A 14,454-nucleotide genomic window follows, 5' to 3' on the forward strand; every position below is an offset into this window, starting at 1 on the left:
GGAGCACGGCCCACCTTGGGCTAAGCTCTCTCTCGGTAGCGTGTCCGAGCGGCCGAAGGAGCTCGCCTCGAAAGCGAGTGTGGGGAAACTCACCGAGGGTTCAAATCCCTCCGCTACCGCTCTCACACCCTCCTGATCTGCGGAAACGCGGTCAGGGGGGTGTTTTGCGTGCCGACCCCACAGGGTCACAACTGACCTGCTGACACGGCCGTTGAGGGCGGAACCACCGAGGGATCCGCCACCCGCGGTCCCTCCGAGGCGATGCCCAGCCCGGCCACGTCGTCAGCGGCCCGGTGCCACGTGGTGGGGTGACGACGGGCGTGATCGCGCCCGGGTCGACCGAGTCCTACGCGCCCGTGACGCCGTCGATGGCTTCCCTGAGCAGATCCGCGTGGCCGTTGTGGCGGGCGTACTCCTCGATCATGTGGACCAGGATCCAGCGCAGCGAAATCCCCTGGCCCCCGACGTGGGCCGCCTCGCGCTCCGAGAGCTTGCCGGAGTCGTCCAGCGAAGAGGCGGCGATCGCCTCGCGGCCCCGTGCGACCTCCGCGCGCCACGTGGTCAGTGCCTCGTCGATGCCGTGATGCGGCGTGAGCGCGAAGCCGTCCGCGTTGGCCTCCCCGTAGGCGAGCGGCACGTCCTGCCCGGCGAACACCCTCTGGAACCAGTTGCGTTCCACCTCCGCCAGGTGCTGGACCAGACCCAGCAACGTCATCTGTGACGTCGGCACCGAGGCCTGGCGTAGCTGACGGTCGTCGAGCCCCTCGCACTTCAGCGCGAGCGTGGCCCGGTGAAAGTCCAACCAGCTTTCCAGCATGGCGCGTTCATCGGCGTGCGAGGGCGGAATGGGGCGCCCGTCCGGTGTCGTACTCATGGGAGACACCCTCGCACGATCCGGTCAGGGCGCGGCGGTTCGAGGCGTGTGGGCGAAGCCGCCTCGCCCGGCGGGTGAGGACCGCCGGGCACATCACCACGGCACTTCGCCGGCGTCCTCGAAGAACTTGCCGGTCGGGCCGTCGTCGGGCAGGGTCGCGAGTTCGATGGCGATCGCCGCGCCCTGTTCGGGGGTGCGCACGCCCTGGAAGTCGTTGAGGTCAGTCGCGACGTAGCCGGGGCAGCAGGCGTTGATCAGGATGTTCGTGCCGCTCAGCTCCCGGACGTACTGGAGGGTGATGGCGTTCAGGAACGTCTTCGACGTCGAGTACGCCGCGGACACCGGACCCACCGTCTGCTCAGGGGCGGGTCCGGACTGCCGGGTGAGGGAGCCGACGCTGCTGGACATGTTCACGATGCGTGGTGAGGCGGAGCGGCGCAGCAGCGGCAGCATCGCGTTGGTGACACGGATGACGCCGATCACGTTGGTTTCCACGACCGTCCGGATGGTGGCGGGGTCGACCCGGGTAGGCTCCTGCGGCATGCCGCCGGTGATGCCGGCGTTGTTGACGAGTACGTCGAGGCGCCCGGCCTGTTCCTCGATCAGCCGTGCGGCGGCGGTCACGCTCGCGTCGTCGGTCAGGTCCAGCGGTACGCCGAACGCGTCGACGCCGGCCGCGCGCAGTCGCTCCACCGCCGCCGTACGGCGCTGATCGTCGCGGGCGCCGACGCCGACGCTCCAGCCGAGGGCGCCCAGGCCCGCGGCGATCTCGTAGCCGATTCCCTTGTTCGCGCCGGTGACCAGCGCAATCGTCTGTTCACTCATACGAACCATGCTGCATGCTGCCCCGGCCCCCGGCGAGGGGGCCAACACCGAACGGGCGGCGGGCGACGATACCGCCAGGTATGGATCCGGAGTGCCGGGGCCGTACGGAGACCCGGGAACCGCGTTGTTTCGTCGCTGTCGCTGAAGAGCCGCGCTCCGGACGCGCCGCGCAGCGGCGACAGGGGGTCACCTTCCGGTGTTCGCCGCCGAGACCGGTACGAGCGGGTCGGCGAACGCCGGCTGTGTCGCACGATGGCGCGACGTGGTCACTGCAACGCGCCGCCGGCCACTACCAGGCCCTGCCCGCTGACCCAGCCGGCCAGGTCCGAGGCCAGGTACTCGGCTGCGTCGGCGACGTCGTCCACGGTCCCCATCCGTCGGCCGATGCGTCCGGGCCCGCTGGTGACGAACTGCCGGATCGGGTGATTCGGGTCGGACGCGGTGAAGACGCCCGCACCCTCGACCGCCGTCGGCATGATGGTGTTGACGGTGACGCCCCGGTCCGCGAGTTCCTGCGCCAGCACCCGCACGACGTAATGCGGCGCCACCTTGCTCGAGCCGTACAGCGCCTCACCGGCGAACGGAAGGGCCGCCGTGCTCGAACTGATGTAGATGATCCTGCCGTTGTCGACGACGTGACGGGCCGCTGCCTGAAGGGTGAAGAAGGTGCCCTTGGTGTTGATGGCGAACTGCCGGTCGAACTGATCCTCGGTGATCTCGACGAAGGGGACGCTGATCAGTTCGATGCCCGCGTTCGCGACTGCGATGTCGATCTGCCCGAATTGTTCAAGGGCCTGGGTGAAGAGCCGCTCGATGTCGGACACCTTGGACATGTCGGCCTGTATGGAGAGCGCTTTGACGCCCAGCCGCTCGATCTCCACGACCGTGGCGTCCGCCGCCTCCCGGTTGGCGGCGTAGTTCACGACGATGTTGGCACCGCGGGTCGCGTAACGCAGCGCGATCGCTTTGCCGAGACCTCGCGCAGAGCCTGTGATCAGGGCTGTCTTGCCGGTCAGATCGGTCATTCCTCAGTCATTTCAGGTCGGTTCGGATGTGTCGTTGCTCGTGCCGGGAGTCCTGTAGCCGGGCTGCCTGGGCTTTTGGTCGGCGGCGAGCGCGCGTGCCGGACGCCGCGACGGGGCAGACATTGCCGGGAGGGCGCTAGATCAAGGACGCGGATACCGCCCAGAGACGCGCGGCGTTGTCGCGGTCGAGGGCGTAGGGGGCGACACCGGCGATGGCTCCGGCGCGCCCGGTGACGTGTTCGGCCTCGGCGCAGTCCTCGTAGTAGCGGCCGGTGACGCCGGCCACGGCCGGGGAAGCGGCCATCAGCACGGAGGTCGCGGCGCCCTGCTGGACGGTCTTGCCCGGCGGCAGGGCGAGTTCGCCGGCGGCCATCATCCCGGCCACCGCCTCCATGTCGGTGTCGCGGGCCAGGTTGGTGTCAGCGATGTTGCCCGGCATCACGGCGTTGACGGTGATCCCGTCGTCGGCCCAGCGTTCGGCGGCGGCTACGGCGAAGTGGACGACAGCCGTCTTGGACTGCCCGTAGGAGGTCCACGGGTCGTAGGGGCGATAGCGGTAGTCGAGGTCGTCGAAGACGACGGGGGAGAAGAGGTGCCCGATGGAGCTGACCGCGACGACCCTGGCGTTGTCCGCCGCCGCGAGCGCCGGGTGGAGGCCGGTGGTGAGGGCGAAGTGGCCCAGGTGGTTGACACCGAACTGCCATTCCCGGCCGTCGGTCGTGCGGGCGATCCGGGGTGGCGCCATCACTCCGGCGTTGTTGACGAGGATGTCCAGGGGGCCGTTCCAGGCCGCCACGAACGCGGCCACCGTCGACCGGTCGGACAGATCGAGGCGGCCGACCGACAACTTTCCCGAGCCGGACGGAAGTTCCGCCTCCAGACGGGCCGCCACCTGCGCGCCCGCGTCGGTGTTCCGGACGGCCAGGGTGACGTCGGCGCCTGCCGCGGCGAGTGCCCGGGTCGTCTCCACGCCGATTCCGGAACTGGCTCCGGTGACCACGGCGCGGCGGCCGTGCAGGTCGACGCCGTCGATCACTTCGGCGGCGGTTGTGGTCGCACTGAACGTGTGGGGAGTCTGAGGTACGGACATGAGCTGTGTCTCCTGATGCGTGAGGTGCCGAGGGCCACGTCATGTGTGGTCACGGTCGAACGAGTCCGACACTCGGCAGGGGCGGGCCCGCCAGGCCCAGGGGTGGAACGCCGGCCCAGGGGGCCTGCGTCGTCGGGCTGTGACGGGTTGGTCAGCCCTGCGCGATCCGGGAGACGTGCTGCCAGTCGGCCCAGGTCTTGAGTCGCTCGGTGTAGAGCGGCTCGATGATCTCGATGGGCTCGGTGCCGAACAGCACGCGCAGCGGCGGGTTCTCCGCGTCGACGATCTCCAGCAGGGCGGCGCCGGCGTTGCCCGATTCGCTGTGGCGGGCCTCGCCCATGCGGGCCGCCATGGCCTCGCGGACCGCGTCGTAGGCGGGGTTCAGCTCGGCGCGCGTGGCCGAGGAACCGGCCCAGTCGGTGCTGAAGCCGCCCGGCTCGACGATGGTGACCTTGATACCCGCGCCGGCGACCTCCTGGGAGAGCGAGTCGCTGAAGCCCTCCAGCGCCCACTTGGATGCCTGGTACGCGCCCAGCGACGGGAAGGCGGCGACGCCGCCGACGGACGAGATCTGCACGATGTGGCCACTGCCCTGCGCGCGCAGGATCGGCAGCACGGCCTGGGTCACCCAGAACGCGCCGAAGAAGTTCGTCTCCATCTGGTCGCGCACCTGCTGCTCGGTGACCTCTTCGACCATGCCGAACAGTCCGTAGCCGGCGTTGTTGACCACGACATCGAGGCGGCCGAACTTCTCGTGCGCCGCGGCCACCGTCGCGGCGACAGCCGCCTTGTCGGTGACGTCGAGCGCCAGTGGCAGGACCGCTTCGTCGCCGTACTTGGTGACCAGATCCTCCAGCGTCGCCGCGTTCCTCGCGGTCGCGGCGACCTTGTCCCCGCGCTCCAGCGCGGACTCGGCGAAGGCGCGGCCGATGCCGCGGGACGTACCGGTGATGAACCAGACCTTGCTCATGGCTTCTCCTTGGGGGATGGGCGGGATGGCCTACCGGGGCTGCCCCCGGTGACAGCTTCACCGTACCCCACAAAGTTAGACCCGTACAAAATTAGCCTCATCCATAAATACATCCGTCTAGAAATCGCACGTAGTATGGACTCATGGGAGGAACCACATGAACCTGCGCGAACGCAAGAAACTGGCGACCTGGCGTGCCATCCGGACCGCCGCGCTGCGGCTCTTCGACGAGCAGGGCTACGAGGCCACGACGGTCGAGCAGATCGCGGAGGCGGCGAATGTCTCGCGCGCCACCTTCTTCAACTACTTCGCCGGCAAGGACGCCGCGGTCCTGGACCAGGATCCTGAGGAGCGGCTCAACTGGCAGGCCCTGATGGATGAGCGTCCCGCGGACGAACCGCTCTGGGACTCGCTCACCGCGATCCTGACGGGGTTCTGCGAGAGTCTGCACGAACGTATGCCGCTACAGCGCCGCATCAAGGCGCAATCACCCGCCTTCGCGCAGTCGGCCCAGCGCTTCGGCGAGCAGTTCTTCAGCGACCTGAGGCGCTGGGTGGAGTCCCGCATCACCGGCGACGACGAATTGACTCCCATCCTCCGGCTGAACCTCGCGGTGGCCGCCACGATCACCGCCTACGAGACCTGGCCCGCGGAAGAGTCCTTCAACGGGTTTCTGCGACGCCTGGAACGCTGCCTGCGGCAGGCCGGTCCCGGCACGCCCGTCGAGTGACCGGTGAGGGAAAAGCCTCTGGCCGTAGCGGAGGGGGGCCGGTGGCCAAGGGGAGTTCCCTGCCCTGCGCGAGCACCACGTGGCCCGCGTCCGCTGCTCAGCACGGCGGTGAGGCGTGCCGGTGTCGGCCCCGCGCCCGCAGGAACAGGCTTACGGCCCGTCGCAACGCGAAAGCCCCCCTCGTCCACCGTGGCGGCGGACAGACGGGGGCTGTGGCGCGGCACGCGGTGCACGCTCAGTGCCGGGGGTGTCGGCCGCTCAGCGGGCGAAGCCCCAGTCGAGCATCTTCGTGGCGTCTTCGAAGCGGGTCTGGTCGGTCCCGAGGATCGCGCCGACCAGGGTGCGGTTGTCCCGCTCGGCGGCGAAGACGACGGCGTAGCCGGCCTCCGGGCCGCTGCCGGTCTTGATGCCCAGGGCACCGTCGTACGTGCCCAGCAGCTGGTTGGTGTTGGTCCAGGTGTAGTACCGGATGCGGCCGTTGGCCGCCGTGGCCTCGGTCTCGAACTGCTCGTTCTTCACGACGTCGGCGAACACCGGCTTCAACATCGCGCGCTGGCCGAGCTTGGCCAGGTCGCGGGCGGTGCTGCGGTTGTCGCCGTTCGAGATGCCGTCGTAGCCGTCGAAGTGCGTGCCGGTCAGGCCCAGTTGCTGCGCCTCGGCGTTCATCTGGCTCACGAAGTCGGCGATCCGCGCGTCCTCGGTGTCCCCGGAGCCGAAGTTGTCGGCCAGGGCCCGTGCGGCGTCCGCCCCGGACGGGATCAGCATGGCGTGCAGCAGCTGCTTGACGGTCAGTTTGTCGCCGGTCTGGAGGTCGGCCGTACTGGCACCGACCTGCTGGACGTAGTCGCGGTACTCCTGCTTCACCGTGATCTGCTGGTCCAGCCGCTCCGGCTGCTTGAGCACCACCAAGGCAGTCATGATCTTGGTGGTGCTGGCCATCGACACGCTCTCGTCAGCCTTGGCCCCGGCCCACATCTCCCGCTCCTGGCTGCCGTCGCGGGCATCCAGCAGGAAGGCGTGGTCGGCCTTCACATTGGGGGCGGCCTGGACCTTCGTGACCGGCGCGCCCTGGTTCTGATCGGCCGTGGTGGCGGCCTCGCCGGTCTGCCGGCCGTTCACGTCGACGGAGTGCGCGGTACTGGGGGTGGCCGCCTGGGCGAGGCCGGCGGCGGAGATCGGCAGGGCGGCACCGAAAAGTGCGACCGTCGCGATCCTTGCCCCGGTCCGGTGTATTCGGTTGGGGCGGGCGTGGGAACCCATGGGGCGTCCCTTTCTCCCGGCGCAGGGACGCCGGCTGATAGTGGAAACTCGGTGCATACCGAACTTACTTGCGCGTCGACAGTGACTGTCAAGATCGCTGTGTCATAGCCGGGTAACAGGTTCGGTGCCCGTGGAGATGTCGTGCAGACGACCGGTGGGGCCTATGGAGCGGCTCGCGTACCGTGCCCGGCCGACTCCACTGGGCAGCGGCGCCCGGTCGACGCCCGTCGTCTGACCTTCGCCTGCTCCGGGTCCTCCATGTGGAGGGCCGGGCGGCCGTGGTCGTGCGAGGGGAGCGGGTCGTGCGAGGGGAGCGGCGTCGGGGGGAAGACAGACCGCTCCCCCCGATGAGAACCGGTCCCGCAAGCCCGCGCCGCGGCCAGGGGGATAGCGGGCGGCGCGAGCCCCGCAGTGGAGGCCGGTTCCTCGCCCGCGGACTCCTGCCGGATCCGTCGGGCTCCCTTCCATCGTGCGGTCCCGCCGGGCCCGGACCATCCGGCAAAGGGCCTCGACCGTCGGGTCCTTGGTCCTTAAAAAGCTACGTGAGTGCAACCAACCGGCCTCTGGCCATTGGCGTTCATACGGTTAGACTCTCGCGACCGCACAGGGGAATCACGGGAGGAAGCGGCGGATGGGCCAAGCGAAGAAGATCGTCATCTACGCGGTGGCCGTTTTCGTGCTGTACACGATCATCACGTCCCCGGCTCGGGCCGCCGATCTCGTACAGGTCGGGTTCGAGGGCATTTCGAGCGGCGCCAAGGGTGTCGGCGAGTTCATGTCCGAGCTCGTCAACTAGGGTCTTTCGTTTGGATCAGGCCGGATCAGGGAGCGGGGTCTGGTGCCGTGGATCGCAAGGCGGAGGAGTGAGGCGACGCGGAGCGTCGTGGAGCGTCGTGGAGTGACGTGGAGTGACGTGGAGTGACGACAACGCGGCGAGGCGCGGTGCCAGGGCACGCGAGCCCGGCAAGACCCAAACGAGAGGCCCTAGGTCCCGCCCGGCGATCAGGCCCTGTCCGTCGGTCTGGCTCTGTCTGTCGGTCTAGCTCTGTCTGTCGGTCTGGCTCTGCCGGTCTGGTTCCGACCGTCAGTCCGGTTCTGTCCGGCCGGGAAGGCCCGGGGCCCAGGCCAGGCGCCTCACGGTCCTCGTGTCACCGCCGCCGCACCCTCGCCGACGTGCCATGGTCTACCAGGCCACCGAAGCCGAATCCCCGACGCCCGACGCCCCAAGGAGTGCCCCTTGATCCGCCACCTGGTCCTCTTCAAGCTCAACGAGGGCGTCACGCGCGACGAGCCGCGTGTGCTCGCCGGTGCGAAGGCCTTCGAGGAAATCGGCCGGAAGGTCCCCGAGGTGGAGTTCTGGGAGTGCGCCTGGAACATCAGCGACCGGCCGATCGCCTACGACTTCGCCATCAACCTGGCCGTTGCCGACCCGGACGCGCTCCAGCGCTACGCGAACCACCCGGATCATCAGGCAGCCGTCGTGCAGTGGCGTGAATTCGCCACCTGGGTGATCGCCGACTACGAGTTCTGAGTTCCCACCCCCTCTGCCCCACACTCTCAGGTGTGGGGCTTTTGGGTTTATTACCCCATTTCGCCGTCAACACGGTTTTAACGGGTGCTTGCACACAGTGGACATGTCTTGTGATGCTATGACCGCTTTTGACGGATGAGTTGACGTAGTCGACCGCAGAGGGGTGGCGTCACCGTGCCGGCCAGTACTACGCCTCAAGTGCCGCCCCAGATCGAGACCGAACCACGCCCCACGACGGCACAGAGCCGTGGCGCTGACACCAGGGCACTGACCCAGGTGCTCTTCGCCGAACTCAAGGGACTCGAACCGGGCAGCGAGGAACACACCCGGGTGCGCGGGGCGCTCATCGAGGCGAATCTGCCGCTGGTGCGCTACGCCGCCGCCCGGTTCCGGAGCCGTAACGAGCCCATGGAGGACGTCGTCCAGGTCGGCACGATCGGCCTGATCAACGCCATCGACCGGTTCGACCCGGACCGCGGGGTGCAGTTCCCGACGTTCGCGATGCCGACCGTCGTCGGCGAGATCAAACGTTACTTTCGGGACAACGTACGGACCGTGCACGTACCGCGCCGGCTGCATGAGCTGTGGGTCCAGGTCACCGGCGCCACGGAGGACCTGACGACCGCCCACGGCCGCTCCCCGACGACCGGGGAGATCGCCGAGCGGCTGAAGATCTCCGAGGACGAGGTGCTGGCCTGCATCGAGGCGGGGCGTTCGTACCACGCGACCTCACTGGAGGCCGCCCAGGAGGGTGACGGGCTGCCCGGCCTGCTCGACCGGCTCGGGTACGAGGACCCCGCGCTGGCCGGAGTCGAACATCGCGATCTGGTCCGGCATCTGCTGGTGCAACTGCCCGAGCGGGAGCAGCGAATCCTGATGCTGCGCTACTACAACAACCTGACACAGTCACAGATCAGCCAGGAATTGGGCGTCTCCCAGATGCACGTGTCAAGGCTCCTGGCCCGAAGCTTCGCTCGATTGCGTTCCGCAAATCGGATCGAGGCGTAACCCTCACGGGTATTTCCCTCTTCATTTTCCCTCGGCGGACCAAAAGCCGTATACCCCCTCTTTCCAGGGCGGATCCAGCACCTCCTTGTCGACAAGTCACTACAGCGTGTTGCCGACATGTGACATTCTGCTGGAACCGCGTTTGCCGCAGCCCCACCTCCGGTATTCAGGTGGAGGCTGCGTTCCTCCGACGGGAGCGGCCGACGCGACCGTCCGCGACCTCAAGGGGGTGGCATGTCCGTAGAACAGGGCAGCTCGAAGGTGCTCACGCTCACGAAGAGCGCTCCCGCGCCAGATGCTCTCGACAACCAGGTGGTGCAGCAGCCACGGGTGTCCCAGCCTGAGGCCATCGACACCCGCACTCTGTCCCGCTCCCTGTTCCTGCGGCTCGCCGTACTCGATCAGGACAGCCCGGAGCGCACCTACGTACGCGACACCCTCATCGAGTTGAATCTGCCTCTGGTGCGCTACGCGGCGGCTCGGTTCCGGAGCCGTAACGAGCCGATGGAGGACATCGTCCAGGTCGGCACGATCGGCCTGATCAAGGCGATCGACCGGTTCGACTGCGAACGGGGCGTGGAATTCCCGACGTTCGCGATGCCGACGGTCGTCGGCGAGATCAAGCGCTTCTTCCGGGACACGTCGTGGTCGGTTCGAGTGCCGCGCCGGCTCCAGGAGTTGCGGCTCGCGCTCACGAAGGCAAGTGACGAGCTGGCACAGAAGCTCGACCGTTCGCCGACCGTTCCCGAACTCGCCGCCGTACTGGGCGTGTCGGAGGAGGACGTGGTCGACGGCCTCGCGGTCGGCAACGCGTACACCGCGTCCTCGCTGGACTCGCCCTCTCCCGAGGACGACGGCGGGGAGGGTTCGCTCGCGGACCGGCTCGGCTACGAGGACATGGCGCTGGAGGGCGTCGAGTACCGCGAGTCGCTCAAGCCGCTCCTCGCCAAACTCCCGCCCCGTGAGCGGCAGATCATCATGCTCCGGTTCTTCGCGAACATGACGCAGTCGCAGATCGGCGAAGAGGTGGGCATCTCCCAGATGCATGTCTCGCGGCTGCTGACCCGGACGCTCGCGCAGCTGCGCGACGGGCTGATCTCCGAGGACTGAGGAGCGCGGACCCCGCCCGTCGCCCGTTCCTCCGGGCGACATGACGGGCGGGGTTTCGAATTGACCGACCGTTTCGAATGGACGGGCCGTCAGTTGTAGGTCGCTGGGCGCTGTACGAGCCGGGCGCGCGGTGCCCGTGAGGCGCCGTACGATCAGAAGGCCAGCCAGCCGACGACGGCCAGCACCGCGATGACCGCGACGACGCCGACGATCAGTCCGACCTTCGACCCGCTCTGCTGGGGCGGCGCCTGCCGGCGCTGCGGCTCGCCGTCGTCGACGAACGCACGGAACATCTGAGTGCTGCCCGCAGGGTCGGAATTGCCCTCGGGGCCCTGTGGGGCATGGGGGTTGTGTGCCATACGGCAGGACCCTAGCGAACCCGCGGTTCCCGCCCAACCCCGGGCCCGCCACCGGCCGGCGTATATACGGAACGCGATATACGGAACGCCTGTCCCCTTGTACGGACAGGGCGCCCCTTGTGCAGACTGGAGTCCCCTTGTATGGGCTGGAGTCCTCTTGTGCAGGCCGGGGTTCCCTTGTGCGGGCCGGGGTTCCCTTGTGCGGACCAGGTGCGCCTTATGGGGATCGGGTGGCCCGCGCGACGTACGCAGGATGCGGCACCCGGCGTACGGAGGATGCCGCAGCCCTCTCTCCCCAGGTCGCACGCCCCCTGAGTACGCCGAACGGCCTCCACGCCGGGCATTGACCGCGACCATGCGAAGCCTTTTGGGTTCCTTTACTGCCATGAGCCCGATTTAGTTTGCCTGCGGCAACCAACAGCTTCTATGGTTTGGTGGTTGCCCTAAGCAACAAGATTCAGGGGAGGGGCCATGGCCGCACAGAGTCAGTACGCGGAACTGGCCCGGCAGCTCAGTGCCATCGGTGTCATCAAGCGAGGCCTGGCTCGTGTCCTGCCCGCCGACTGCCCCGCGGGATCGGCCGCCGTGCTGACCCTGCTCGACCGGCACGGCGAGATGCGGATGAGCCGCCTCGCCGAGTTGCTGGCCGTCGACATGTCGGTGACCAGCAGGCATGTCGCTCACGTCGTGGACCGCGGCTGGGTCGAACGGTGCCCGGACCCCGCCGACAAGCGCTCCCGCATCCTGCGGCTCACGCCCGCAGGGCGGGAACTGCTCGACGAGCTAGCCCGGCGGACGACCGACATGTTCGCCCACAAGCTCGCGGACTGGACCGATGACGAGGTCGGACAGCTCAGCACCATGCTGGACCGGCTGCGCAGCAGCTTCGGCGACTGCCGGGACTGGCGTTACGAGGACTCGTACACCCGTACACCCATGCAGTAGGACCCGTACACCCATGCAGTAAGAGACGTAAGACAAGGAATTCAATGGCTACGACCACACCAGTGGGTGTGCGGGGCGGCCACGCCAAGCACGGAGGCGGCGCCCCCGCCTCCGCGAGCGGTGCGCCGATGACACACCGACAGATCATGGAAGCGCTCTCCGGGCTGCTTCTGGGCATGTTCGTCGCGATCCTCTCGTCGACGATCGTCACCAACGCCCTGCCCGAGATCATCTCCGACCTCGGCGGCGGGCAGAGCGCCTACACCTGGGTGGTGACCGCGTCACTGCTGGCGATGACGGCGTCCACCCCGCTGTGGGGCAAGCTCTCCGACCTCTTCAGCAAGAAGGCCCTGGTCCAGATAGCCCTGGTCATCTATGTCCTGGGCTCCGTGGTGGCCGGCCTCTCGCAGAACGCCGAGACGCTGATCGCCTGCCGGGTGCTCCAGGGCATAGGCATGGGCGGTCTCTCCGCCCTCGCCCAGATCGTGATGGCCGCGATGATCGCCCCGCGCGAGCGCGGCCGGTACAGCGGCTACCTCGGCGCGACCTTCGCCGTCGCCACCGTCGGCGGCCCGCTGCTCGGCGGTGTCATCACCGACACCTCGTGGCTGGGCTGGCGCTGGTGCTTCTACGTCGGCGTCCCGTTCGCCATCGTCGCCCTGATCGTCCTCCAGAAGACCCTGAAGCTGCCGGTCGTCCGGCGTGAGGTCAAGGTCGACTGGCTCGGCGCGTTCTTCATCAGCGCGGCCGTCTGCCTGCTGCTGGTCTGGGTCACCTTCGCGGGTGACAAGTACGACTGGGTCTCCGGGCAGTCGTACGCGATGGTCGGCGGATCGATCGTGCTCGGTCTGCTCTTCATCCTCGTGGAGTCGAAGGCCAGCGAGCCGATCATCCCGCTGCGCCTCTTCCGCAACCCGACGATCACGCTGGCCTCGCTGGCGTCGCTCTTCGTCGGTATCGCGATGTTCGCGGGCACGGTCTTCTTCAGCCAGTACTTCCAGCTGGCCCGCGGCCAGTCGCCGACGATGTCCGGGGTCATGACCATCCCGATGATCGGTGGTCTGTTCGTCTCCTCCACCGTCTCGGGCCTGGTCATCACCAAGACGGGCCGCTGGAAGATCTGGCTCGTCAGTGGTGGCGTGCTGGTGACGGCGGGCCTCGGGCTGCTGGGCACCCTGCGGTACGACACCCCGTACTGGCACATGGCGATCTACATGACCCTCATGGGTCTCGGCGTCGGCATGATGATGCAGAACCTGGTCCTGTGCACGCAGAACCAGGTCTCTCCGCAGGACCTCGGATCGGCCAGTTCCACCGTCACCTTCTTCCGCTCCCTCGGCGGTGCGGTCGGTGTCTCGGCGCTGGGCGCGGTGCTCGCCAACCGGGTCGCCCACTACCGCGACGAGGGCCTGGCCGAGCTGGGCCCGAAGGCCGCAGCCCTGGCCCACGCGAACAGCGGCGGCAACGCCATCCCGAACCTGGACACGCTGCCCGCCCCGATGCGGAAGATCGTGGAGGTGTCGTACGGCCACGGTGTCGGCGATGTCTTCCTCTACTCGGCTCCGGCCGCGCTGCTCGCGCTGCTGCTGACGCTGTTCATCAAGGAGGTCGCGTTGAAGACGCGAGCAGGCGGTGAGGGCTCCGAGACCGCGCCGGTCGTGGAGACGACCGCCGAGGTGCCCGTGGCCGCGACCGCCGCTGCCGGTTCCCCGTCGGCCGTCGCCGAGGCGCCCGCCCCGGTGGACGCCGTACCGTCCCAGCAGGCCGGTGCGCCCGCGCCCCAGGGCACCGCCGTACGCGGTGTGGTGCGCGGTTCCGAGGGCACCTCGGTGCCCCGCGCGGCCGTCACCCTGATCTCCCTGGGCGGACGCCAGCTGGCCCGCTCGGTCGCCCAGCACGACGGCGGCTATGTCCTGGACGCGCCGGGCCCCGGCTCGTACGTCCTGATCGCCTCCGCCGACGGCTTCCAGCCGCAGGCGTCCACGGTGGTCGTCGGGGGCGAGCCGCTCTCGTACGACATCCTGCTCTCCGGTACGAGCGGCCTCACCGGGGTCGTGCGCAGCGCGGAGGGCGGCCGGCCGATCGACGGCGCGATGGTGATCGTGACCGATGTGCGCGGTGACGTTCTGGCCACGGGGAAGTCCGCCGAGCAGGGTGAGTTCGCCTTCGGCGAGCTGGTCCCCGGCCCGGTGACCGTCGCGGTGAACGCCGCCGGATTCCGTCCGATGGCCCTGCCGGTGGAGATCGGCGGCCAGGGCGTCACCCGGGTCGAGGCCGTGCTCCAGTCCGGCGCCCTGGTCCAGGGCACGGTCAGGGCGGGCGCCGCCCGGCGCCCCGCGCCCGACGCGCGGGTGACGCTGGTCGACGCGGCCGGGAACGTGGTCGCCACGGCGACGACCGGGGACGACGGAGCGTACGCCTTCGCCGACCTCGACGCGGGCGAGTACACGGTCATCGCGACCGGATACCCGCCGGTGGCCGGAGCCCTGACGGTGAACGGCCGCGGAGTCGACGGCCACGACATCGAACTGGCCCACCCCGGCGAGTAGTCGGCCCCCGGGTGCCGTCGAGCAGTCGGACGGCCGGGTGGCCGGATGGCCGGCTTGGGACCGGGCCGGTTGTGGACCCCTGGACGGCGCGGCGTCCTGTAGCGGAGACGGCGTGCGCGTCCAGTGCGGAAATGGGCCCCGGCGGCGGGGACGGTGGGCAGGGACGGCCCGCCGCCCC

Annotated in this window: 14 protein-coding genes and 1 tRNA gene; 8 read left to right on the plus strand and 7 right to left on the minus strand. The window is 68.8% G+C overall.

What is annotated here, in order from left to right; translation table 11 throughout:
• Positions 1-34 precede the first annotated feature (34 nt).
• Positions 35-119: transfer RNA gene (locus ACIOJD_RS21315), tRNA-Ser, on the plus strand.
• 227 nt (positions 120-346) lie between these two features.
• Here the strand turns inward: ACIOJD_RS21315 and ACIOJD_RS21320 are convergent.
• The 5 genes from ACIOJD_RS21320 to ACIOJD_RS21340 form a co-directional block, all read right to left on the minus strand.
• Positions 347-874, minus strand: a complete 528-nt coding sequence (locus ACIOJD_RS21320) for a DinB family protein (protein ID WP_401915897.1) — start codon at positions 872-874, stop codon at positions 347-349.
• A gap of 93 nt (positions 875-967) precedes the next feature.
• Positions 968-1,699, minus strand: a complete 732-nt coding sequence (locus tag ACIOJD_RS21325; protein ID WP_401915900.1) for an SDR family oxidoreductase — start codon at positions 1,697-1,699, stop codon at positions 968-970.
• Between the two features lie 266 nt (positions 1,700-1,965).
• The gene (locus ACIOJD_RS21330) at positions 1,966-2,724 is read right to left on the minus strand and encodes an SDR family oxidoreductase (RefSeq protein WP_401915903.1); all 759 of its coding nucleotides are present in this window, start codon (positions 2,722-2,724) and stop codon (positions 1,966-1,968) included.
• Between the two features lie 136 nt (positions 2,725-2,860).
• Positions 2,861-3,814 carry an SDR family NAD(P)-dependent oxidoreductase gene (locus ACIOJD_RS21335; protein WP_401915906.1) on the minus strand — a complete coding sequence of 318 codons (954 nt, stop codon included), beginning with the start codon at positions 3,812-3,814 and terminating at the stop codon, positions 2,861-2,863.
• 151 nt (positions 3,815-3,965) lie between these two features.
• Positions 3,966-4,784, minus strand: coding sequence for an SDR family oxidoreductase (locus ACIOJD_RS21340; RefSeq protein ID WP_401915909.1), 819 nt, complete (start codon positions 4,782-4,784; stop codon positions 3,966-3,968).
• A gap of 157 nt (positions 4,785-4,941) precedes the next feature.
• Between ACIOJD_RS21340 and ACIOJD_RS21345 the strand changes: the two genes are divergently transcribed.
• A complete protein-coding gene (locus ACIOJD_RS21345; protein WP_401915912.1) occupies positions 4,942-5,514 on the plus strand; it encodes a TetR/AcrR family transcriptional regulator in 573 nt (190 codons plus the stop codon).
• Between the two features lie 258 nt (positions 5,515-5,772).
• Here ACIOJD_RS21345 and ACIOJD_RS21350 read toward each other — a convergent pair whose 3' ends face one another.
• Positions 5,773-6,774: a D-alanyl-D-alanine carboxypeptidase family protein gene (locus tag ACIOJD_RS21350; protein ID WP_401915914.1), complete on the minus strand. Its 1,002-nt coding sequence runs from the start codon at positions 6,772-6,774 to the stop codon at positions 5,773-5,775.
• Between the two features lie 631 nt (positions 6,775-7,405).
• Between ACIOJD_RS21350 and ACIOJD_RS21355 the strand changes: the two genes are divergently transcribed.
• The 4 genes from ACIOJD_RS21355 to ACIOJD_RS21370 all read left to right on the plus strand — a co-directional run bounded on the left by ACIOJD_RS21355 (position 7,406) and on the right by ACIOJD_RS21370 (position 10,423).
• On the plus strand, positions 7,406-7,570 hold the full coding sequence (locus tag ACIOJD_RS21355; RefSeq protein WP_401915916.1) for a hypothetical protein: 165 nt from the start codon (positions 7,406-7,408) through the stop codon (positions 7,568-7,570).
• A gap of 441 nt (positions 7,571-8,011) precedes the next feature.
• A complete protein-coding gene (locus ACIOJD_RS21360) occupies positions 8,012-8,305 on the plus strand; it encodes a Dabb family protein (RefSeq protein WP_401915919.1) in 294 nt (97 codons plus the stop codon).
• Between the two features lie 174 nt (positions 8,306-8,479).
• Positions 8,480-9,313, plus strand: a complete 834-nt coding sequence (locus ACIOJD_RS21365) for an RNA polymerase sigma factor SigF (protein WP_401915921.1) — start codon at positions 8,480-8,482, stop codon at positions 9,311-9,313.
• 234 nt (positions 9,314-9,547) lie between these two features.
• Positions 9,548-10,423 carry an RNA polymerase sigma factor SigF gene (locus ACIOJD_RS21370; protein WP_401915924.1) on the plus strand — a complete coding sequence of 292 codons (876 nt, stop codon included), beginning with the start codon at positions 9,548-9,550 and terminating at the stop codon, positions 10,421-10,423.
• A gap of 152 nt (positions 10,424-10,575) precedes the next feature.
• On the opposite strand, the gene ACIOJD_RS21375 is transcribed toward ACIOJD_RS21370, so the two are convergent.
• On the minus strand, positions 10,576-10,782 hold the full coding sequence (locus tag ACIOJD_RS21375; protein WP_401915927.1) for a hypothetical protein: 207 nt from the start codon (positions 10,780-10,782) through the stop codon (positions 10,576-10,578).
• Between the two features lie 471 nt (positions 10,783-11,253).
• Between ACIOJD_RS21375 and ACIOJD_RS21380 the strand changes: the two genes are divergently transcribed.
• Complete coding sequence (locus ACIOJD_RS21380; protein ID WP_401915928.1) at positions 11,254-11,727, plus strand: MarR family winged helix-turn-helix transcriptional regulator; 474 nt, start codon at positions 11,254-11,256, stop codon at positions 11,725-11,727.
• A 44-nt stretch (positions 11,728-11,771) separates the two neighbouring features.
• Entirely contained in the window at positions 11,772-14,276 is a 2,505-nt protein-coding gene (locus ACIOJD_RS21385; RefSeq protein ID WP_401915930.1) for an MFS transporter, read from the plus strand.
• Positions 14,277-14,454 lie beyond the last annotated feature (178 nt).

This window comes from Streptomyces sp. NPDC088116, assembly GCF_044741745.1.
Taxonomy (GTDB): domain Bacteria; phylum Actinomycetota; class Actinomycetes; order Streptomycetales; family Streptomycetaceae; genus Streptomyces.